Consider the following 19,837-nt stretch of genomic DNA (forward strand, 5'->3'; position numbering starts at 1 on the left):
GCTCCGTCTCGTGGGTTCGGAGATGTGTATAAGAGACGGGGGTGAGGGTGGCTCACAGGTGTCCTGTCGGGTCGTGGGTGCTGCCGAGGCAGCCGGTACCCCGCCGCAGCCGGCGTGACCGGTGCAGCGGGCAGGGGCTTCAGGGGGTCGTCATCGGGCGACCGCCGCGAGCGCCTCGCGCAGCAGCGTGGTCTGCTCCTCGTCGGCCGCGACGAGCGGCAGGCGGACGGTGGGTGTCTCGATGACGCCCTGCAGGGCCAGGGCGGCCTTGGCCATGATGGCGCCCTGCGTGACGTTCATGACGGCGTCGACGAGGGGGGTCAGGCGCCGGTGGACGCGGCGGGCGTCGTCCCAGCGCCCGTCCACGACGGCGTCGGCCAGCTCCCGGTAGGCCGCGGGCGCCACCTGCGAGGTGACGCCGACGAAGCCGACGGCACCGTTGAGGAAGTGGAACAGGTCCATCCCGTCGTCGCCGGAGTACCAGGCCAGCCCGGTGCGCTCGATGAGGTCGCCGGCGAACCACAGGTCGGCGCGGGCGTCCTTGACCGCGACGATGCGCTCGTGCTCGGCGATGCGCAGGTAGGTGTCGCGGGCGATCGAGACGATGGACCGGCCCGGGATGTCGTAGAGCATGACCGGCAGGTCGCTCGCGTCGGCGAGGGCCGTGAAGTGTGCGACGAGCCCGGCCTGCGGCGGCTTGTTGTAGTACGGGGTCACGGCGAGCACGGCGTCGGCGCCCGCCTTCGCCGCCGCCTGCACCGACTCGATGCTCTTGGCCGTGTCGTTGCTGCCCGCCCCGGCGATGACGACGGCGCGGTCACCGACCGCGTCGATGACCGCGCGCAGGAGCTCGTCCTTCTCGGCGGCGGAGGTGGTGGGCGACTCGCCGGTGGTGCCCGAGATGACGAGGCCGTCGTGTCCGGCGTCGACCAGGTGGGTGGCGAGACGCTGCGCCGCGTCGAGGTCGACGGAACCGTCGGCCCGCATGGGCGTGACCATCGCCGAGAGAACACGTCCGAGTGGGGGTGCGGCAGCCATGGGCCAAGGTTAGCGCCCGCTCCCGCGGGCGACCGACCGGCGCCCACCCGGGAGCCCCGGGCACGAGGCGAGGCGCTACTCGCTCGGGGGTCCGAGTAGCGCCTCGCACCCGGTACATCGCAGCCGCTCCCCCGCCGTTACAGCGGGCCGGCCGGGATCCGGGGCGGAACACCGTGGCGGTGAGGAGCGCCTGGTGTCAGGACGTGGCAGCGGCGCCGCGCCCGGAGCCGCGACGCTCGTAGGTCACCCACGCGAACCCGTCGTGGGGCTCGCGCGTGGTCTCGGCCCAGTCGGTGCGGTCGACCTCGGGGAAGGTGACTGCTCCCTCGGGCGCCTGGTCGACCTCGGTGACGAGCAGCCGCTGCGCGAACGGCATCGCGAGCCGGTAGACCTCTCCCCCGCCGACGACGAACACCTCGTCGGCCGGCCCGGCGAGCGCGAGCGCCTCCTCGAGCGAGTGCGCCACCTCGACGCCGGGATGGCTCCAGTCCTCCTGCCGGGTGACGACGATGCTGCGACGGCCCGGTAGGACGCCCATGGACTCGAAGGTGCGCCGTCCCATGACCATGGGGTGGCCCATCGTCATGCGCTTGAAGTACTTGAGGTCCTCGCCGATGTGCCAGGGCATCGTGCGGCCGTCACCGATGACCCCGTTGCGCCCCACGGCGACGATCATCGTCACGTTCGTCATGGCTCCAGCGTCGCAGACGCCGCCCCACGGAGGCTGCTGCGGCACGCACGCCGTTCAGACGGCGATGGGGGCCCTGATGCCCGGCTCGGCCACGTAGTCGACGAGCTCGAAGTCGTCGAGGTCGAACTCGTCGATCGAGGTCTTGCCGGGCGTGATGCGCATCGTCGGCAGCGCGTGCGGTGTGCGGGTCAGCTGCAGCCGCGCCTGCTCGAGGTGGTTGAGGTAGAGGTGGGCATCGCCGAGCGTGTGGACGAACTCGCCGGGCTCGAGGTCGGTCAGCTGCGCGACCATCTGGGTCAGGAGGGCGTAGGACGCGATGTTGAACGGCACGCCGAGGAAGATGTCGGCGCTGCGCTGGTAGAGCTGGCAGGAGAGGCGGCGCCGGCCGTCCGGGCCGGGCGGCGCGACGTAGAACTGGAACATCGTGTGGCACGGCGGCAGGGCCATGTCGTCGACGTCGGCGACGTTCCACGCGGACACGAGGAGGCGACGGCTGTCGGGGTTGGTGCGGATCTGCTCGATGACCTTGGCGACCTGGTCGACGCGTCGGCCGTCGGGCGTGGGCCACGAGCGCCACTGGTAGCCGTAGATCGGGCCGAGGTCGCCGTTCTGGTCGGCCCACTCGTCCCAGATGCTGATGCCTCGCTCCTGCAGCCAGCGCACGTTGGTGTCGCCGCGCAGGAACCAGAGCAGCTCGCCGATGATGGAGCGCAGGTGCAGCCTCTTGGTCGTCATCGCCGGGAAGCCCTCGGCGAGGTCGAACCGCATCTGGTACCCGAACGTGCTGAGGGTGCCCGTCCCGGTCCGGTCGGCCTTCTCCTGGCCGTGGGTGAGGACGTGGTCGAGGAGGTCGAGGTACTGCCGCACGCCCGCAGCCTAACCCCGGCGTGCGACAGTCCCGCGTGGACACGCAGCGGCCTGGCGCGGGGCCGGGCCGACCCGTGCATCTCGTCCGCTGGTCCGTGCGGACGACTCCGGTCCGGCGGCCCTAGTCTCGGTCGCATGTCGACCGTGCCCGACGAGGCTGGCAGCGAGGCTGCCGGCGCGCCAGGCGATGCCGGCGCGACAGGGGCGGCAGGGGCTGCAGGGACTGCGGGGGCTCCGGGGACCTCCGGGGCGGAGCACCTGCGTGAGGTCCTTCGCGCCCCGGTCTACGAAGCCGCCGTGGTGACGCCGCTGGAGGTCATGGAGTCGCTGTCGAGGCGTCTGGACAACACGGTCGAGGTCAAGCGCGAGGACCGCCAGCCGGTCCACTCGTTCAAGGTGCGCGGCGCCTACACCTTCATGCGGCAGCTGGACGAGGCGCAGCGCGCCCGTGGCGTCGTGGCCGCCTCGGCCGGCAACCACGCCCAGGGCGTCGCGCTCTCGGCCGCGATCCTCCACATCGAGGCCGACGTGGTCATGCCGAAGACGACCGCTCCGATCAAGGTCGACGCGGTCCGTGCCCACGGGGCCCGGGTGGTCCTCCACGGCGACACGTTCGACGACGCCAAGGCCGAGGCGATGCGGCTCGCCGCCGAGCGCGGACGCGTCTACGTCGCCCCCTTCGACGACCCGCTCGTCATCGCCGGCCAGGGCACGCTCGGGCTCGAGCTGCTCCAGCAGGACGCCCACCTCGACCGCATCTTCGTCCCCGTGGGCGGCGGCGGCCTCGCCGCGGGCGTGGCCACGCTCGTCAAGTACCTCATGCCGGCCGTTCAGGTCATCGGGGTCGAGCCCGACGACGCCGCCTGCCTCACGGCGGCCCTCGCCGCCGGGCGACCGGTCGAGCTGCCGGAGGTGAGCAGGTTCGCGGAGGGCGTCGCGGTCAAGCGCATCGGCGACCGCACGTTCGAGCTGTGCCGCGAGCACCTCGACGACGTCGTCACGGTCAGCTCGGACGAGATCTGCGCGGCGATCAAGGACATCTTCGAGGACGTCCGAGCCGTCGCCGAACCCGCCGGAGCCGTCGCCCTCGCCGGGCTCAAGAAGTACGTCGAGGAGCACCGCCTTCGGGGCGAGCGCCTCGCGCACGTGCTCTCCGGCGCGAACGTCAACTTCCACACGCTGCGCTACATCTCCGAACGCGCCGAGGTCGGTGAGCACCGTGAGGCCCTGCTCGGGGTGACGATCCCCGAGCGGCAGGGGTCCTTCCTCACCTTCGTCGAGGCCCTGGCGGGGCGGGCCGTGACGGAGTTCAACTACCGTCTCGACGACACCTTCGAGGCACGGATCTTCGTCGGCGTGCGGCTGGCCCGTGGGCTGGCCGAGCGCGCGGAGATCATCGCCGCGATCGCCCTGGCCGGCTACGAGGTCGTCGACCTGTCCGACGACGACACGGCCAAGACCCACGTGCGCTACATGATTGGCGGGCACCCGCCGCAGTGCCGCGAGCGCGTCTACTCGTTCGAGTTCCCCGAGCACCCGGGCGCCCTCCTGCGCTTCCTCACCGAGCTCGGCACCCGCTGGAACATCACGATGTTCCACTACCGCAGCCACGGCGCCGACTCGGGCCGCGTGCTCTGCGCCTTCGAGGGGGTGGACGACCCCGCCGACGCGGAGGACTTCCAGCGGCACGTCGAGGACCTCGGCTACCCGTGCAAGGACGTCACCGCGAGCCCGGCGCTCTCCTACTTCCTGCTGTCGCGCCCGCGCCGGCCGTCGGCCTAGGCGACGGACTCCCGGTTCCGCGTCAGCTGCTGCCGCACGGCACGCGCGGCGGCACGTCCGGCCCGGTTGGCGCCGATGGTCGATGCCGACGGTCCGTACCCGACGAAGTGCACGCGCGGGTCGGCGGTCGACGTCGTGAACGTGTGCTCGTCGAACGGGGCGACGAGGCGGATGCCGCCGTGCTCGCTCCGGAGCCGGAGGGGTCCCAGGTGCCGCACCGTCGGCCGGAAACCGGTGGCCCAGAGGATGACGTCGGCAGGCTCGAACGACCCGTCCGCCCACCGCACGCCGTCCGGCTCGATGCCCTCGAACATCGGCCGGCGTGCGTACGCGCCGAGCTCGGCAGCCCGCTGCTCCTGCGGACGCAGCAGCAGGCCGGTGACGCTGACGACGCTGCTTGGGGGCAGGCCCCGAGCCACCCGCTCCTCGACGAGAGACACGGCCCGACGCCCTGCGTCCTCGGTGAACGGCCCGGTGCGCCAGACCGGTTCACGTCGGGTCACCCAGATGGTGTGTGCGAGGGGGGCGAGCTCCCCGAGCAGCTGCACCGCCGATGCGCCCCCACCCACGACGACGACGCGCTGACCCGCGAGCTCGTCGGGGCCTCGGTAGTCGACGGTGTGCAGCTGCCGTCCGCGGAAGGTCTCGATGCCCGGGTAGTGCGGCAGGAACGGGGTCTGCCAGGTGCCGGTCGCGTTGACGACCGAGCGCGTGAGCCAGCGCCCCTGCGTCGTCTCGACCCGCAGGAGGCCGTCCGGGTCGCCGTCGAGGGGTGCGACGGACGTGACGCGCACGGGCCGCAGGACGGGACGCTCGAGGTGCTGCTCGTACTCGCCGAAGTACCGGGGGACGACGACGTTGGCCGGGTCGGCCGCATCGTGCTCGGGCACGGGCATGCCGGGCAGCTCGGCGATGCCGTGGACGTCCGACATCGTGAGGCTGTCCCAACGATGCTGCCACGCGCCGCCCGGGCGGTCGTTGGCGTCGAGCACGACGAACGGCCCGACACCGAGGCGTCCGAGGTGGTGGGCCGCCGACAGGCCGGCCTGACCGGCACCGATGACGACGACCTCCACGCGTTCCACGTCCGTTGAACGCGCCAGGGGCCGGTGCTCTTCCCCGCGCCACGCACCGGGCCGGCGCCGCCGGGCCGGAGGTCAGGCGTCGTAGTCGAGCGACACCTCGTCGGTGACGGGGTGGCTCTGACAGGCGAGGACGATGCCGGCCTCGACCTCCTCCGGCTCGAGCGCGTAGTTGCGGTCCATCCGCACCTGCCCGGAGACGAGGCGCGCCCGGCAGGTGCCGCACACACCGTTGGTGCACGAGAAAGGCGCGTCCGGCCGTGCCCGCAGGGTCGCGTCGAGGATGGACTCCTCCCTGCTCGGCATGGGGATGACGGTGGTGCGGCCGTCGAGGTTGACGGTCACCGTGGCCTCGGGCGGCGCGCCCTCCTCGACGACGACCCTGCGCCTCGGCTCGGTGCCGTCGTCGACGTGGAAGATCTCGTGGTGCACGTGGTGGACGTCGACGCCGTGCTCGCGCAGCAGCGCCTCCGCACCGGTGACCATGCCGAACGGCCCGCACAGGTACCACTCGTCGACGGTCTCGACGGGCACGAGCCGCTCGAAGATCGCCGCGAGGCGCACGGCGTCGAGCCGACCGTGGAACAGCTCGACGTCCTGGGCCTCGCGCGACAGGACGTTGACGAGGTGGAACCGGCCGGGGAAGCGGTTCTTGAGGTCCTCGAGCTCCTCGAGGAACATGATCGAGCTGGTGCGGCGGTTGCCGAACAGGAGCGTCGCCCGCGACAGCGGCTCCTCCTCGAGCGCCGTCGTCAGGAGCGACAGAACCGGGGTGATGCCCGACCCCGCCGCGATGGCGACGTGGTGGCGGGCGAGGTCCGGACGCGTCGGGCACGTGAACGAGCCCAGCGGCGTCATGACGTCGAGGACGTCCCCGGGAGCGACGACCTCGTTCATCCACGTCGACATCCGGCCCTCGGGCACGCGCGCGACCGCGACGCGGCGCAGGTGCTCCATGCCGGCAGCCCCGCGCGACTGGCAGATCGAGTACGACTGGCGCACCTCCTCGCCGTTGATGGTCGCGCGCACGGTGAGGTGCTGGCCGGCCTCGAACGCGAACTCGTCCGCAAGGTGCGGGGGCACCTCGAAGGCGACCGCGACGGCGTCGTCGGTGAGCCGCTCGACCGACGCGACACGCAGCGGGTGGAAGCGGGCCCGGTGGCGGCTGCCGGCGGGCACGGTCGAGGGCGAGGTGGTCAGGTCGGTCATTCAGAGGGCCTTGAACTCGTCGAACGGCTCGAGGCACGCGTTGCAGCGGCGCAGGGCCTTGCACGCGGTCGAGCCGAAGTGGGCGATCTCGGTCGTGTCGTCGGAGCCGCACCGCGGGCAGGCCACGACGTGCCGGCCGAGGCTCACGGGGACCGGGCCCGAGACGGTGGTACCGGAGGCCGGGCCCGGCGGCGCGATGCCGAAGCGGTGCAGCGCCTCGCGTCCCTCCTCGGTGATCCAGTCGGTGGTCCACGGGGGCGACAGTCGCGTCCGCACCGTCGCGGCGTACCCGTGTGCGTGCGCGGCGAAGACGATGCGGTCGGCGATCGCCTCCATGGCCGGGCATCCGCTGTACGTCGGGGTGACGGTGACGACGACCGCACGGGCCGACTCGTCGACCTCCACGCCGCGCAGGATGCCGAGGTCGAAGATCGTGACGACCGGCACCTCGGGGTCCGGGATCCGTGAGATCGCCTGCGCCACAGCGCTTTCGGGGAACCGGGCGGCGCCTCCGGCAGCACCGCGGTCCGTCGCCCGGTCGGTGGCCACGGCCGTCACCACGTGGCCCCGGGATGGGACCGGGCGATGTGCTGGAGCTCGGCGAGCAGGTAGCCCATCGGCCGCGAGTGGACGCCGCTGCGCCCACCGCGCGCGCGCCAGCCCGGAGCGGCCGGCACCGTCAGCCTCGCCGCGGCGAGGACCTCGTGCACGCGACGCGTCACCGGCTCCTCCAGGCCCGACGGCAGCACGCCGAAACCGGACTCCGCGACGAGGACGGCGGCGTCGTCGTCGGCGAACAGCTCAGGTACGTACGGGGCGCTGCGCTCGAGGGCGGCCTGCATCCGTTCGTGCGACTCGTCCGTGCCGTCGCCGAGGCGGCAGACCCACAGCGTGGCGTGGTCGAGGTGGTAGCGGACCTCCTTGACCGCCTTGGCCGCGACGCCGGCGACGACGTCGTCCGTGGATCCGGCCAGCCGCGTGTGCAGCTCGACCTGGCGGGCGGAGAACCACAGGAGGCGGGCCATCTCGTCGGCGAAGTCGCCGCGCTCCTGCTCGACGAGGTGGACGTTGCGCCACTGCCGCTCGTCGCGGGACATCGCGAAGTCGTCCTCGAGGCGACCGGTGCCGTCGAGGGAGCCCGCGTAGGGGTAGAGCGCGCGGGCCTGGCCGAGGAGGTCGAGCGCGATGTTGCCGAGCGCCATGTCCTCCTCGATCTGCGGCGCGTTGGTCATCCACTCGGCGAGGCGCTGGGCGTAGACGAGGGCGTCGTCGGCGAGGCCGACGAGGTAGGTGGCCCGCGGGTCGTCGGACCCGAGGGCGCGCGGGGCGGCCATGGCGTCGGTGCGGGTCACGTCGCTCACAGGTACTCGACGTCCTCGGGCACGTCGTAGAACGTCGGGTGCCGGTAGATCTTGTCGGCGGCGGGGTCGAAGAACGAGTCCTTCTCCGTCGGGCTGCTCGCCGTGATGTCCTCGGCACGCACGACCCAGATCGACACGCCCTCCTGGCGGCGCGTGTAGAGGTCGCGTCCGTTGCGCAGGGCCAGCTCGGCGTCCGGCGCGTGCAGCGACCCCACGTGCACGTGGGACAGGCCACGCTTGCCCCGCACGAAGACCTCCCAGAGCGGCCAGCTCCTCTCCGTCGAGGGTGCGACGGCGTCCGAACCTCCGCTCACGCGGCACTCTCCTTCGTCCTCGCGGCCTGCTTGGCGGCGTACGCGTTGGCGGCCTCACGGACCCAGGCGCCGTCCTCGTGCGCGCGACGGCGGTGCGCGATGCGCTCGGCGTTGCACGGGCCGTCGCCGCGCAGCACCTGCCAGAACTCGTCCCAGTCGACCTGGCCGAAGTCCCAGTGACCGCGCTCCTCGTTCCAGCGCAGCTCGGGGTCGGGCAGCGTCAGGCCGAGCTTCTGGGCCTGGGGCACCGTCATGTCGACGAACTTCTGGCGCAGGTCGTCGTTGCTGAAGCGCTTGATGCCCCACGCCATCGACTCCTCGGTGTGGCCACCCTTGACGCTCTCACCGGTGTCGGGCGGTCCGAACATCGCCAGCGCCGGCCACCACCAGCGGTTCGCGGCGTCCTGGGCCATCTCGCGCTGCGCGTCGGTGCCACGCATGAGGGTCCACAGGATCTCGAAGCCCTGCCGCTGGTGGAAGCTCTCCTCCTTGCAGACCCGGATCATGGCCCGCGCGTACGGCCCGTACGAGCAGCGGCACAGCGGCACCTGGTTCATGATCGCCGCGCCGTCCACGAGCCAGCCGATGGCGCCGCAGTCGGCCCACGTCAGCGTCGGGTAGTTGAAGATCGAGGAGTACTTCTGGGTGCCGTTGTGGAGCCGGTCGAGCAGCTCCTGGCGGTCGACGCCGAGGGTCTCGGCGGCGCTGTAGAGGTAGAGCCCGTGGCCGGCCTCGTCCTGGACCTTGGCGATGAGGATCGCCTTGCGCCGCAGGCTCGGCGCGCGGGTGATCCAGTTGCCTTCCGGCTGCATGCCGATGATCTCCGAGTGGGCGTGCTGGGCGATCTGGCGGATGAGCGTCTGGCGGTACTTGTCCGGCATCGCGTCCCGCGGCTCGATGCGCTGGTCCGCCGCGATGAGGGCCTCGAAGTCGCCGCCGTCCCCCGGACGCTGCTCGGCCTGCCGGCCCTGCTCGACCGTCGCGTCGTAGTCGGCGGTCTCGGCCGCGTTGAGCGGCTCGTTCGGGTCGATGACGTCGTTGCCATACATGTGTCCAGTATGCGAGAAGGGCGCCACCGGCGACAAAGTGGCCCCTCCGGGCGTTCCCGGCCGGCTGAGAGGATGCGGGGGTGACGCACCCGCACGACGCCGACCTTCCCGAGACGACGCCGGACCCGACGCGGCACGGGCACGGACACGGGCACGGGCACGGACACGACCACGACGCCGCGCGTGGCCCGGTGGCGGACGCGAGCGTCCGCGTGGCGCGCAGCTCGGACGCGCCCGCCGTCGGGTTCGTGCAGGCCGTCGTCTTCCGCGAGGCGTACGCCGCTGTCCTGGCGCCCGAGGTGCTCGAGCAGCTCGAGCCGAAGGTCTTCGCCGGCGCCTGGCGCGACAGCCTCGAGGGCGAGGCCGCCGGCGACGGCGTCCTGCTCGTGGCCTGCGCCGGCGACCAGGTCGTCGGCTTCGCGGCGGTCGGCGCCTCGAGCGACCCCGACGCGGGCGAGGCGACCGCCGAGCTGCTCGTGCTCGCGGTCCACCCGGACGCCCGTCGGCAGGGCCACGGGTCCCGGCTGCTCCACGCGGTCGTCGACACCGCCCGGGCCCGAGGCCGCGACCACCTCACCGCGTGGTTGCTCGCCTCGGACGACACCGTGCGGACCTTCCTCACGGCGTCGGGGCTCGAGCCCGACGGGGCGCACCGCGAGCGCGTCGTCGACGCCGACGGGCGCACCGTCCGCGAGCTGCGTCTCGCCGCGTCCGTCGCGCCGGAGCCGTCGTGACCGGTCCCGCCGCGGGGGACCGTCGGCGTCCCGCCGCGAACAGCGCCGACGCCTCTGCGGCGGAGCGGGCCGCACCGGGGGCCCTCGGCGCGCCGTCGGCCGGTCCGCTGCCACGCGCGGAGCGACGGGTCGTCGTCCGTGAGGCGCTGTCGGTCGGGCTCGCGACCGGCGCGTACGGCATCAGCTTCGGCGCGCTCGCCGTCGCCGCGGGGCTCGACGTCTGGCAGGCGATGGCGCTGTCGCTGCTCATGTTCACCGGTGGGTCGCAGTTCGCCTTCGTGGGCATCGTCGCCAACGGACTGCACGCGGCACCGGCCGCCATCGCGGCGTCGTCGCTGCTCGGCGTCCGCAACGGGCTCTACGCCCTCGAGCTGACCCAGCTGCTCACGCCCCGCGGGGTGCGACGCCTCGCGGCCGCCCACCTGACCATCGACGAGTCGACCGCCGTGGCGGTGTCCCAGGAGGACGTCCGCGCGTCGCGCGTCGGCTTCTGGCTGACCGGCGCGGCCGTCTTCTCGCTGTGGAACCTCACGACGCTCGTCGGCGCGCTCCTCGGCGACGCCCTCGGCGACCCGCGCCGGTACGGGCTCGATGCCGCGGCCTGTGCCGCCTTCACGGCGCTGCTGTGGCCGCGCCTGCGCAACCGGGACGCCGTCGCGACAGCGGGTGTGGCGGCGGTCGGGGCCGTCGTCCTCGCTCCGAGCCTGCCGGCCGGGGTGCCGGTGCTCGTGGCCGCGCTGGCCGCCCTGCTCGCCTGGCGGGCGCCCCGCAGCGACGCGGGGTCCGACCCGGGGCCGGAGGACGCAGCGGCGGACGCGGGCCGGAGCACCGACCTGCGCGAGGGGCGCGTCGCACGGGACGGGGGCCGGTGATGAGCCTGTGGGTGGCGATCCTCCTGGCAGCCGGGTTGGCGTTCGGGCTGAAGCTCGCCGGCTACCTCGTGCCCTCGAGCGTCCTCGCCGAACCGCGCGTCAAGCGTGTGACGGCCGCGCTGCCCATCGCTCTCCTCGCCGCGCTCATCGCGACGCAGACGTTCACCCTGGCCGGCGGCGCCCTGACGGTCGACGCCCGGCTCGCGGCGGTCGGCGTCGCGGTCGTGGCGCTCCTGCTGCGGGCGCCGTTCATCGTCGTCGTCGTGCTGGGGGCCTGCACGGCAGCCCTGCTGCGCGCCCTCGGCTGGGGCTGACGGCCCGGCGCCCGGGACCGCAACCGGGACCGCGACCCCGACGACGACGCCATTGGCGGCACGGCTCGGGCCCGGCGGCCGTGGGTCGGTCTGCTCAGTCCAGGCCGAGGTAGTGCTCGAGGCCGACGGTGAGGCCGGGGTGATCGGCGACGGCGCGCACGGCCGCGACGACGCCCGGCATGAAGGAGGCGCGGTCGAACGAGTCGTGGCGGAGCGTCAGCTGCTCCCCCGCGTTGCCGAGCAGCACCTCCTGGTGCGCGGTGAGCCCCCGCAGGCGGACCGAGTGCACGGGGACGCCGTCGACGCGGGCGCCGCGGGCTCCGTCGGGGTCGTGGGTCGTCGCGTCGGGACCGGGCGCCACACCCGCCCCCGCACGTGCTGCGGCGATCATCGCCGCCGTCCGGGCGGCCGTGCCGGAGGGCGCGTCGACCTTGGCGGGGTGGTGCAGCTCGATGACCTCGACCGACTCGAAGAACGGGGCCGCCTTGGCGGCGAACGCCATCATGAGCAGGGCACCGATGGCGAAGTTCGGCGCGACGAGGACGCCGACGCCGGCACCGGTCCGCGAGGGTGGCGCCTGCGCGAGCCGGCCTCGCAGCGTCTCGAGCCGGTCGTCGTCCCACCCCGTCGTGCCGACCACGACGTGGACGCCGCGCTCGACGCAGTGGGCCACGTTGCCGGGGGACGCCGCCGGCACCGTCAGCTCGACGGCGACGTCCGCGCCACCGAGGTCACCGAGATCGTCGGAGCTGCCGTACGCGCCGACGAGCCGCAGCCCCTCGGCCGCCTCGACGGCCCGGACCGCCTCGGACCCCATCCGCCCGTTCGCACCGATGACCGCCACCGCGATGGCACCGGTGGCCGCGGTGGGATCGTCACGCATCGGGCCCTCGTCGTTCGTCGTCACCACGCCTCGAGGGTAGTGGCGCCGCCACCTGCGAGGACGGCCGGTCCCACCGCGCTCCCCGGCCCGTGCCCTGAGCGAGGACCGCGGGACCGCTGGGGATGGTGGCGCGGCGGCCGGCGGAGCACACTGTCACCAGGAAGTGATCGCCATGCCGAACCGCGCCCACCCCGCCTCCTCCACCACCCTCCGACGCACCTCCGTGCTCGTCCGGACGCGCACTCCCGGCACCGCTCGCCAACGGGTCGCTGCCATGGTGGCGGCGCTCGCCCTGGCCTTCTCCTTCGGGGTGGTCACCGCGCCGACGGTCCACGCCACCGTGCTCTTCGGCAACGACATCTCCTGGCCGCAGTGCCCGACCACCCAGGGTGGTTACGGGCAGCCGATGCCGTCCGCCTCGACCCAGTTCGTCGTCGTCGGGCTCACCCACGGCCTGCCGTTCACCGAGAACCCCTGCGTGGCCTCGCAGCTGCAGTGGGTCAGGGACCACGCCACCCCCGCGCACGCCTACACGATGGCGGGCTTCCCGACCGCGGCGCAGCTGTCGACGTACGCCACGCGAGGCCCGTGGTCGAGCACGACCCGGGCCGGACGCCTGTCGAACGTCGGCTACGCCGAGGCGAGCTATGCCGCAGCGACCCTGGACCGCATCGGCTGGCGGCCGCCGGTGGTGTGGATCGACGTCGAGCCCCGGCCCGCCCAGCCGTGGCCGTCGACGACGCGGTCCCAGCGCATCGAGAACCGGTACGTCGTGGAGGGGCTCATGCGCGGCCTGCGCGACCAGGGCTACGCCTACGGCCTCTACTCCAACGCGTCCGGCTGGCAGGCGATCACCGGGTCGTGGCTGTTGCCGGGCGTGCCGGTGTGGGCGACGGCCGGCACCCTCGACTACCCGAACGAGGCGCTCGACCGGTGTACGCAGCCGAGCTTCTCGGGCGGCAGGGTCTACCTGTCGCAGTGGTGGAACACGACCACCGACTTCGACCGCACCTGCGAGCCGTACGCCTTCACGGCGCTGCCCATCCCGGCGTCGACGCTGACCGCGTCCACGGGTGACGTCGACGGCGACTGGCGCACCGACGTCGTGGCCCGGTGGGCGAGCACGGGGACGCTGCGTCTCTACTCGGGCACCGGGACAGGCAGCCTGTCGCTCGGCCGGCAGGTCGGTACGGGGTGGAGCGGCTTCGACCTCCTCGACACCGCGGGCGACCTCGACGGGACCGGAACCCTCGACGTCGTGGCCCGCCAGCGGACGACCGGCGACCTCTGGCTCTACCGCGGCGACGGCCACGGTGGCTGGACCCTGCCGGCCCTGCGCATCGGCACCGGATGGGGCGGCATGAGCGCCGTGCTCGGCCCGGGTGACCTCACCGGCGACGGACGCCCCGACCTGCTGGCCCGCCGTGCCTCCGACGGGACGGTCTGGGTGTACCCCGGCACCGGGCGAGCCTCGTTCCAGCCGCGCCTGCAGGTCGCCTCGGGATGGAACCGGTACGACCGCGTCGTGCCCGTCGGCGACGTCACCGGAGACGGCCGTCCGGACGTCATGACGCGCGAGCCCTCGACCGGGCGCCTCTGGCTGCATGCCGGCACCGGCACCGGGGGGTTCGCGGCACCGGTCGTCGTCGGGACGGGCTGGAACGGCATGACGGCGCTCGCCTCCCCCGGCGACTTCGACAGCGACCGCGTCGGCGACGTCCTCGCCCGCGACCGCGCGGGTGTCCTCTGGCTCTACCCGCGGACGGCGTCCGGCGGGTGGTCGCCGCGGCGCCAGGTCAGCACCGGGTGGAACGTCACGGACGCCATCTTCTGAGCCGCCCTTCGACGACGCGGTCAGGTGGCTCTCAGCCAAAACCCAGCCTCGGGAGCGAGCATCCGCCCGTGACGACCGACCCGGCCGCCCCGCACCGTCCTGACACCGTCGACGCCGCGCCCGTCGGCACCGTCCGCGCCGCCGTCCCCGCCGCCGTCGGGCTCGCGGACGACCCGGTCTCTGCCGCCACCCGGCGAGCCCGCGTGGGCGCGGTGGCGCTCGCGGTCGTGCTGCTCGGCTCGGCCTGCTCGGCGGTGGGCGCCGCGCCGGGCGCCGAGGCACCCAGCTCGGGGCCCACGTCAGCACCCACGTCGGGACGCACGTCGGTCCCCTCCGCCACCCCCACGACGGCGTCCACCGCGACGATGCCGGCCGGGTCGTCGCCCCACCCGTCGGGCTCGCCCTCGTCGGGGGCCACGGCCGGCCCCACGGCACCCGGCGTGGGACTCACCCCGCCGTACGCGCGCACGGGCGCCGGTGACCTCGCGCCCGCGGCCCGCGCGGCGCGGCCTCTCGTGTACGTGCCGGACCAGGTGGCGGGGCTCGTGCAGGTCATCGACCCGCGCACCTACCGGGTCGTGTCGACGCGGCGTGTCCCCGCCTCGCCGGAGCACGTCGTGCCGTCGTGGGACCTCACCCGACTGTGGGTCAACTCCGACCGGGGCAACGCCCTGACGCCGATCGACCCGCGGACGGGTGTCGTAGGCCACCCGGTCGGGGTGCGCGACCCGTACAACCTCTACTTCACCCCGGACGGCCGGTACGCGCTCGTCCTCGCCTCGCGGTTCCACGCCGTCGATGTGCGCGACGCCCGCACGATGCGCCTCGTCCGGTCGCTCCCGGTGCCGGCGTGCGCCGGGGTCAACCACGCGGACTTCACGGCCGAACTGCGGGCGTTCGTGGCCAGCTGCGAGTTCAGCGGCCGCCTGCTCGTCGTCGACGCCGCGGCCACCCGGGTGCTGAAGGTCATCGACCTCAACCACGTGCGCACCCCGGGCGCCACCCCCGCGACGGGCCCGGGGAGCATGGCGGGGCCCCGGAGTGGACTGCTCAGGGGCGCGACGGCGATGCCGCAGGACGTCCGGCTCACGCCGGACGGCCGGTGGTTCATGGTCGCCGACATGCTCCGCAACGGCGTGTGGTTCGTCGACGCGCGCACCTTCCGGCTCGACCACTTCGTCCACACCGGGCTCGGCGCGCACGGCATCTACCCCTCGCGGGACGCATCTCGGGTCTTCGTCTCCAACCGGGACGCCGGGACGGTGACGGTCATCGACGCGACGACGGACCGGCCCGTCACGACGTGGCGGCTGCCGGCGCACGCCACGCCCGACATGGGCGGCGTCAGCGCCGACGGCTCGCAGCTGTGGCTGAGCGGCCGGTACCGCTCCGAGGTCTACGTCATCGACACCGCGACCGGGCGCCTGCTGCACAGGATCCCCGTCGGCGCGGGGCCGCACGGCCTGCTCGTCTGGCCGCAGCCCGGCCGGTTCTCGCTGGGCCACACCGGGAACATGCGATGAGCACCTTCTCCCCCGCCGACCTCCTGACGGCCTGGACGCCCGACGCCGAGGGCCTCGTCCTCGTCGCGGTGGCGCTCGTGCCGTACGCGCTGCTCGTGCGGCGCGCGGCCCGAGCCGGGCTGCGTCCGTCCGGGTGGCGCGTCGCCCTCTACGTCGGCCTCGGCGTCGGCACGCTCGCGTACGCCACGTGCGGGCCGCCCGCAGTGCTCCGGGCCGACGTCTTCTGGTTGGGTGCCCTCCGGATCGGCGTGCTCGCGACCGTGACACCGGTGGGCCTGGCCCTCGGGGACCCCGTCGGCCTGCTGCGGCGGCTGCACCCCGACGGCGACCACGTGGCCCTGCGGCTGCTGCACGGACGCCTCGCGCGGGCGCTGACCTTCCCGGCCGTCAGCACCGTGCTCGCCACCGGGACCCTGCTCGTCGTCTTCGTGACACCGGTGTTCCTCCGGTCGGTGACGTCACGGCCGGTCGGGGTCGTCCTCGACCTCGTCCTGCTCGGGACGGGGCTGCTGTTCGTCGTACCCCTGCTGGCCGAGGACCTCCTGCCGGCCTGGGCGACGGCTCCGGTGCGGACCTTCCTCGCGTTCGTCGACGGCCTCCTCGACGCCGTCCCGGGCATCGTCGTCATGACCGCCCCGACGCTGCTCGCCCCGGGGTACCCCGGCTTCTCGCGCGCCGTGAGCGGGCTGGACCCGCTCCTCGACCAGCACCTCGGCGGCGGCGCGCTCCTCGCGGTGGCAGAGTCGGTGGGGCTGCCCGTCATCGCCGCGGTCTTCCTGGAGTGGGTCCGGACCGACGAGCGCGAGGCCCGCGAGGCGGACCGGCTCGCCGACGAGGCAGCCGGCGCGGGGGCGGCCCGGCTCGCCGGTGACCGGCCCGGCCTGTCCCCCGACACGTCGGCCGGACCCGCCAGAGGCTCCGCGCCCGCATCCGTCGCGACCCCCGCGACCGCTGCCACTCCGGCGGCGCCCGATGCCGGCGCCTCCGGCCTGTGGTGGGAGCAGGACGCCCGCTTCGCCGGGCGCTATCGCCGCGCCGAGCCCGCGGCGGGTCCCGACGACGTGGAGAGCTGACCGGCGGGGCTGGCGCACCCGGCACTCCCCGCACACCCGGCAGACCCCGCACACGCGAGCGGGACCGGGGCCTGGTGAGGTCAGACCTCGGCCGTCTCGGCGTCGGCCGGGGCCACGTCCGCGGCCTCCTTGGCCTCGTCGGCCCCGCCCTTGGCCTCGTCCTCGGGGAGGACGGCGCCGAGCGAGAGCTTGCCGCGGGGGTCGATCTCCTTGAGCTCGACCTGGACCTTCTGGCCGACCTTGACGACGTCGTCGACGCTGTCGATCCGCTTGCCGCCGACGAGCTTGCGCACCTCGGAGATGTGCAGCAGGCCGTCCTTGCCGGGCAGCAGCGAGACGAACGCGCCGAAGGTCGTCGTCTTGACGACGGTGCCGAGGAAGCGCTCGCCGACCTCGGGCATCTGCGGGTTCGCGATGGCGTTGATCGCCGCGCGAGCCGCCTCCGCCGACGGGCCGTCGACCGCACCGATGAACACCGTGCCGTCGTCCTCGATCGAGATGTCGGCGCCCGTGTCGTCCTGGATCTGGTTGATCATCTTGCCCTTCGGGCCGATGACCTCACCGATCTTGTCGACGGGGACCTTCACCGTGATGATGCGCGGCGCGTAGGGGCTCATCTCGTCGGGCACGTCGATGGCTTCGGCCATGACGTCGAGGATGTGCAGTCGCGCGTCGCGGGCCTGGGTCAGCGCGCCGGCCAGGACCGACGCCGGGATGCCGTCGAGCTTCGTGTCGAGCTGGATCGCCGTCACGAACTCCTTGGTGCCCGCGACCTTGAAGTCCATGTCGCCGAAGGCGTCCTCGGCGCCGAGGATGTCGGTGAGCGCGGCGTACCGCGTCTCGCCGTCGACCTCGTCGGAGACGAGACCCATCGCGATGCCGGCGACCGGCGCGCGCAGCGGCACACCGGCGTTGAGCAGCGACAGCGTCGAGGCGCACACCGAGCCCATCGACGTCGAGCCGTTCGAGCCGAGGGCCTCGGACACCTGGCGGATCGCGTACGGGAACTCCTCGCGCGTCGGCAGGACGGGCATGAGCGCCCGCTCGGCCAGCGCGCCGTGACCGATCTCGCGACGCTTCGGCGACCCGACACGACCGGTCTCACCGGTGCTGTAGGGCGGGAAGTTGTAGTTGTGCATGTAGCGCTTGCGCGTCACCGGCGAGAGCGTGTCGAGCTGCTGCTCCATCTTGAGCATGTTCAGCGTCGTCACCCCCATGATCTGGGTCTCGCCACGCTCGAAGATCGCCGAGCCGTGCACGCGCGGCAGGACCTCGACCTCGGCACCGAGGGCGCGGATGTCCTTCAGGCCCCGGCCGTCGATGCGGACCTCGTCGCGCAGGATGCGCTGACGCACCAGCTGCTTCTGCAGCGAGCGGAACGCGGCGGAGATCTCCTTCTCGCGGCCCTCGAACTGGGCGGCGAGCTGCTCCTTGACGGAGGCCTTGATCTCGTCGAGACGCTCCTCGCGCTCCTGCTTGCCGGCGATGGTCAGCGCCTGGGCGGTGTCGGCCGACACGGCGGCCTCGACGGCGGCGTAGGCGTCGTCCTCGTAGTCGAGGAAGACGGGGAACTCCTCGACCGGCTTGGCGGCCTTGGAGGCGAGCTCGGCCTGGGCCTCGCACAGCTGCTTGATGAACTTCTTGGAGGCCTCGAGGCCCTCGGCCACGACCTCCTCGGTCGGAGCCTGCTTGCCCTCGTTGCGGACGAGGTCCCACGTCGACTCGGTGGCCTCGGCCTCGACCATCATGATCGCGACGTCGTCACCATTCGAACCCGGCACCACGCGACCGGCGACGACCATGTCGAAGGTCGAGCGCTCGACGTCGGAGAAGTTCGGGAAGGCGACCCACTGGCCGTCGATGAGCGAGACCCGCACGCCACCGATGGGGCCGGAGAACGGCAGGCCGGAGATCTGCGTCGAGGCGCTCGCGGCGTTGATGGCGAGCACGTCGTACTGGTGGTCGGGGTTCAGCGAGAACACCGAGATGATGACCTGGACCTCGTTGCGCAGCCCCTTCTTGAAGGTCGGGCGCAGCGGGCGGTCGATGAGGCGGCAGGTGAGGATCGCCTCGGTCGAGGGGCGACCCTCGCGGCGGAAGAAGCTGCCGGGGATCTTGCCGATGGCGTACATCCGCTCTTCGACGTCGACCGTCAGCGGGAAGAAGTCGAACTGGTCCTTCGGCTGCTTGCCGGCCGAGGTCGTCGACAGCAGCATCGTGTCGTCGTCCAGGTAGGCGACGACGGCTCCACCGGCCTGCTTGGCCAGGCGCCCGGTCTCGAACCGGACGGTGCGGGTGCCGAAGCTGCCGTTGTCGATGACGGCCTCGGCGAAGGTGATGTCTGGACCCTCCATGTGGGCCCTCGCTTTCTTTTTCTCATGTAGCCGGTGCACATCGTCGTTGTGTGCCCGGTTTGTCTTCTGTGTACTGCCACGAGCCGGGTGGCCCGCGGGTGCGCTCGGCGTCGGAGCCCGACCCGGCCGCACCTACGACGAAAGGCGGTCACCGCGCACGCGCGGGGACCGCCTTTCGTCACATCGTCATCGACGCAGGCCGAGTCGCTTGATCAGCGAACGGTAGCGCTCGATGTCGGTGGTCTCGAGGTAGCGCAGCATCCGCTTGCGCTGGCCCACGAGCAGGAGCAGACCACGACGGCTGTGGTGGTCGTGCTTGTGCGCGCGGGCGTGCTCGGTGAGGTCCTTGATGCGCTGGGTGAGCAGCGCGACCTGCACCTCGGGGGAGCCGGTGTCGCCCTCCTTGGTGGCGTACTCGGCCATGATCTTCTTCTTGACGTCAGCGTCCAGGGGCATGGATGACCGACTCCTTCTTCACTCGTTGCGCGGTGCGCCAGGGCATGTCCACCTGGGCTCTCTCGTTCCGCGGCCGGAACACGGCGTCTCAAAGACTAACAGCGCACGCCACCGCGCACTAATCGGCGCCGGCGGGGGCCCGCTTGACCGATTCGTGACCAGTGCCTGCGTTCCTCCTGTGACCGTGCCGGGTACGACATGGTCGTCTCGGGGAAACCTCTCGTAAGGAGCGAAGCGACACCATGATCATTCTCGGACTGATCCTGCTGATCGTCGGGCTGCTCGCCAAGATCAGCATCCTCACGACGATCGGCATCATCCTGCTCGTCGTCGGCGCGGTCCTGTTCGTGCTCGGCGCCACCGGACGCGCTATCGGCGGACGCAAGCACTGGTACTGATCG

20 protein-coding genes are annotated in these 19,837 nt (G+C 73.0%); 8 read left to right on the forward strand and 12 right to left on the reverse strand.

Annotated features, from left to right (window positions below; all coding sequences use genetic code 11):
* Positions 1 to 150: 150 nt before the first annotated feature.
* The 3 genes from dapA to ACR9ZK_RS03970 form a co-directional block, all read right to left on the reverse strand.
* Positions 151 to 1,038, reverse strand: coding sequence for a 4-hydroxy-tetrahydrodipicolinate synthase (gene dapA, locus ACR9ZK_RS03960; protein ID WP_481340512.1), 888 nt, complete (start codon positions 1,036 to 1,038; stop codon positions 151 to 153).
* A 196-nt stretch (positions 1,039 to 1,234) separates the two neighbouring features.
* Positions 1,235 to 1,729, reverse strand: a complete 495-nt coding sequence (locus ACR9ZK_RS03965) for a dihydrofolate reductase (protein ID WP_481340514.1) — start codon at positions 1,727 to 1,729, stop codon at positions 1,235 to 1,237.
* A 54-nt stretch (positions 1,730 to 1,783) separates the two neighbouring features.
* Positions 1,784 to 2,596 carry a thymidylate synthase gene (locus ACR9ZK_RS03970; RefSeq protein WP_481340516.1) on the reverse strand — a complete coding sequence of 271 codons (813 nt, stop codon included), beginning with the start codon at positions 2,594 to 2,596 and terminating at the stop codon, positions 1,784 to 1,786.
* 135 nt (positions 2,597 to 2,731) lie between these two features.
* Between ACR9ZK_RS03970 and ilvA the strand changes: the two genes are divergently transcribed.
* The gene (gene ilvA / locus ACR9ZK_RS03975) at positions 2,732 to 4,378 is read left to right on the forward strand and encodes a threonine ammonia-lyase, biosynthetic (protein WP_481340518.1); all 1,647 of its coding nucleotides are present in this window, start codon (positions 2,732 to 2,734) and stop codon (positions 4,376 to 4,378) included.
* Here the strand turns inward: ilvA and ACR9ZK_RS03980 are convergent.
* The 6 genes from ACR9ZK_RS03980 to paaA all read right to left on the reverse strand — a co-directional run bounded on the left by ACR9ZK_RS03980 (position 4,375) and on the right by paaA (position 9,393).
* On the reverse strand, positions 4,375 to 5,463 hold the full coding sequence (locus tag ACR9ZK_RS03980) for an NAD(P)-binding domain-containing protein (protein WP_481340520.1): 1,089 nt from the start codon (positions 5,461 to 5,463) through the stop codon (positions 4,375 to 4,377). The genes ilvA and ACR9ZK_RS03980 overlap by 4 nt on opposite strands.
* A 72-nt stretch (positions 5,464 to 5,535) precedes the next feature.
* Positions 5,536 to 6,669 (reverse strand): 1,2-phenylacetyl-CoA epoxidase subunit PaaE, encoded by a 1,134-nt coding sequence (paaE, locus tag ACR9ZK_RS03985; RefSeq protein WP_481340522.1) that lies wholly within the window; start codon positions 6,667 to 6,669, stop codon positions 5,536 to 5,538.
* Complete coding sequence (gene paaD / locus ACR9ZK_RS03990) at positions 6,670 to 7,218, reverse strand: 1,2-phenylacetyl-CoA epoxidase subunit PaaD (RefSeq protein WP_481340524.1); 549 nt, start codon at positions 7,216 to 7,218, stop codon at positions 6,670 to 6,672.
* Between the two features lie 5 nt (positions 7,219 to 7,223).
* Positions 7,224 to 8,003, reverse strand: a complete 780-nt coding sequence (paaC, locus tag ACR9ZK_RS03995; RefSeq protein ID WP_481340586.1) for a 1,2-phenylacetyl-CoA epoxidase subunit PaaC — start codon at positions 8,001 to 8,003, stop codon at positions 7,224 to 7,226.
* A 23-nt stretch (positions 8,004 to 8,026) separates the two neighbouring features.
* Complete coding sequence (gene paaB / locus ACR9ZK_RS04000) at positions 8,027 to 8,344, reverse strand: 1,2-phenylacetyl-CoA epoxidase subunit PaaB (RefSeq protein ID WP_481340526.1); 318 nt, start codon at positions 8,342 to 8,344, stop codon at positions 8,027 to 8,029.
* The gene (gene paaA, locus ACR9ZK_RS04005; protein WP_481340528.1) at positions 8,341 to 9,393 is read right to left on the reverse strand and encodes a 1,2-phenylacetyl-CoA epoxidase subunit PaaA; all 1,053 of its coding nucleotides are present in this window, start codon (positions 9,391 to 9,393) and stop codon (positions 8,341 to 8,343) included. The genes paaB and paaA overlap by 4 nt, the downstream gene beginning before the upstream one ends.
* Before the next feature lie 80 nt (positions 9,394 to 9,473).
* Here paaA and ACR9ZK_RS04010 point away from each other — a divergent pair, with 80 nt between their 5' ends.
* The 3 genes from ACR9ZK_RS04010 to ACR9ZK_RS04020 all read left to right on the forward strand — a co-directional run bounded on the left by ACR9ZK_RS04010 (position 9,474) and on the right by ACR9ZK_RS04020 (position 11,313).
* Entirely contained in the window at positions 9,474 to 10,127 is a 654-nt protein-coding gene (locus tag ACR9ZK_RS04010) for an N-acetyltransferase family protein (protein ID WP_481340530.1), read from the forward strand.
* Between the two features lie 107 nt (positions 10,128 to 10,234).
* Positions 10,235 to 10,999, forward strand: a complete 765-nt coding sequence (locus tag ACR9ZK_RS04015) for an AzlC family ABC transporter permease (protein WP_481340588.1) — start codon at positions 10,235 to 10,237, stop codon at positions 10,997 to 10,999.
* Positions 10,999 to 11,313 (forward strand): AzlD domain-containing protein, encoded by a 315-nt coding sequence (locus tag ACR9ZK_RS04020; protein WP_481340532.1) that lies wholly within the window; start codon positions 10,999 to 11,001, stop codon positions 11,311 to 11,313. The genes ACR9ZK_RS04015 and ACR9ZK_RS04020 overlap by 1 nt, the downstream gene beginning before the upstream one ends.
* Positions 11,314 to 11,407: 94 nt before the next feature.
* Here the strand turns inward: ACR9ZK_RS04020 and dapB are convergent, their stop codons facing one another.
* Positions 11,408 to 12,196, reverse strand: coding sequence for a 4-hydroxy-tetrahydrodipicolinate reductase (gene dapB, locus ACR9ZK_RS04025; protein WP_481340590.1), 789 nt, complete (start codon positions 12,194 to 12,196; stop codon positions 11,408 to 11,410).
* A gap of 172 nt (positions 12,197 to 12,368) precedes the next feature.
* Between dapB and ACR9ZK_RS04030 the strand changes: the two genes are divergently transcribed.
* The 3 genes from ACR9ZK_RS04030 (at position 12,369) to ACR9ZK_RS04040 (ending at position 16,626) form a co-directional block, all read left to right on the forward strand.
* Positions 12,369 to 14,030, forward strand: coding sequence for an FG-GAP-like repeat-containing protein (locus tag ACR9ZK_RS04030; RefSeq protein WP_481340534.1), 1,662 nt, complete (start codon positions 12,369 to 12,371; stop codon positions 14,028 to 14,030).
* Between the two features lie 68 nt (positions 14,031 to 14,098).
* Complete coding sequence (locus ACR9ZK_RS04035; protein ID WP_481340536.1) at positions 14,099 to 15,553, forward strand: YncE family protein; 1,455 nt, start codon at positions 14,099 to 14,101, stop codon at positions 15,551 to 15,553.
* Positions 15,550 to 16,626: a cytochrome c oxidase assembly protein gene (locus ACR9ZK_RS04040; RefSeq protein ID WP_481340538.1), complete on the forward strand. Its 1,077-nt coding sequence runs from the start codon at positions 15,550 to 15,552 to the stop codon at positions 16,624 to 16,626. Before ACR9ZK_RS04035 ends, ACR9ZK_RS04040 begins: the two co-directional genes overlap by 4 nt.
* Positions 16,627 to 16,706: 80 nt before the next feature.
* On the opposite strand, the gene ACR9ZK_RS04045 is transcribed toward ACR9ZK_RS04040, so the two are convergent.
* Both ACR9ZK_RS04045 and rpsO read right to left on the reverse strand, forming a co-directional pair.
* Positions 16,707 to 18,980, reverse strand: coding sequence for a polyribonucleotide nucleotidyltransferase (locus ACR9ZK_RS04045; RefSeq protein ID WP_481340540.1), 2,274 nt, complete (start codon positions 18,978 to 18,980; stop codon positions 16,707 to 16,709).
* Between the two features lie 186 nt (positions 18,981 to 19,166).
* A complete protein-coding gene (rpsO, locus tag ACR9ZK_RS04050) occupies positions 19,167 to 19,436 on the reverse strand; it encodes a 30S ribosomal protein S15 (RefSeq protein ID WP_076261108.1) in 270 nt (89 codons plus the stop codon).
* A 242-nt stretch (positions 19,437 to 19,678) separates the two neighbouring features.
* Between rpsO and ACR9ZK_RS04055 the strand changes: the two genes are divergently transcribed.
* Positions 19,679 to 19,834 carry a DUF6131 family protein gene (locus tag ACR9ZK_RS04055; RefSeq protein ID WP_481340542.1) on the forward strand — a complete coding sequence of 52 codons (156 nt, stop codon included), beginning with the start codon at positions 19,679 to 19,681 and terminating at the stop codon, positions 19,832 to 19,834.
* The last annotated feature ends 3 nt before the right edge of the window (positions 19,835 to 19,837 follow it).

The sequence above is a fragment of the Monashia sp. HAY1-5C genome (assembly GCF_056755255.1).

Excerpts from the sequence above, each read along its gene's own strand:
- dapA (WP_481340512.1), bottom strand. The coding sequence starts at position 1,038 with ATGGCTGCCGCACCCCCACTCGGACGTGTTCTCTCGGCGATGGTCACG.
- ACR9ZK_RS03965 (WP_481340514.1), bottom strand. The coding sequence starts at position 1,729 with ATGACGAACGTGACGATGATCGTCGCCGTGGGGCGCAACGGGGTCATC.
- ilvA (WP_481340518.1), top strand. The coding sequence starts at position 2,732 with ATGTCGACCGTGCCCGACGAGGCTGGCAGCGAGGCTGCCGGCGCGCCA.
- paaE (WP_481340522.1), bottom strand. The coding sequence starts at position 6,669 with ATGACCGACCTGACCACCTCGCCCTCGACCGTGCCCGCCGGCAGCCGC.
- paaC (WP_481340586.1), bottom strand. The coding sequence starts at position 8,003 with ATGGCCGCCCCGCGCGCCCTCGGGTCCGACGACCCGCGGGCCACCTAC.
- paaA (WP_481340528.1), bottom strand. The coding sequence starts at position 9,393 with ATGTATGGCAACGACGTCATCGACCCGAACGAGCCGCTCAACGCGGCC.
- ACR9ZK_RS04020 (WP_481340532.1), top strand. The coding sequence starts at position 10,999 with ATGAGCCTGTGGGTGGCGATCCTCCTGGCAGCCGGGTTGGCGTTCGGG.
- dapB (WP_481340590.1), bottom strand. The coding sequence starts at position 12,196 with ATGCGTGACGATCCCACCGCGGCCACCGGTGCCATCGCGGTGGCGGTC.
- ACR9ZK_RS04030 (WP_481340534.1), top strand. The coding sequence starts at position 12,369 with ATGCCGAACCGCGCCCACCCCGCCTCCTCCACCACCCTCCGACGCACC.
- ACR9ZK_RS04040 (WP_481340538.1), top strand. The coding sequence starts at position 15,550 with ATGAGCACCTTCTCCCCCGCCGACCTCCTGACGGCCTGGACGCCCGAC.
- ACR9ZK_RS04045 (WP_481340540.1), bottom strand. The coding sequence starts at position 18,980 with ATGGAGGGTCCAGACATCACCTTCGCCGAGGCCGTCATCGACAACGGC.
- rpsO (WP_076261108.1), bottom strand. The coding sequence starts at position 19,436 with ATGCCCCTGGACGCTGACGTCAAGAAGAAGATCATGGCCGAGTACGCC.
- ACR9ZK_RS04055 (WP_481340542.1), top strand. The coding sequence starts at position 19,679 with ATGATCATTCTCGGACTGATCCTGCTGATCGTCGGGCTGCTCGCCAAG.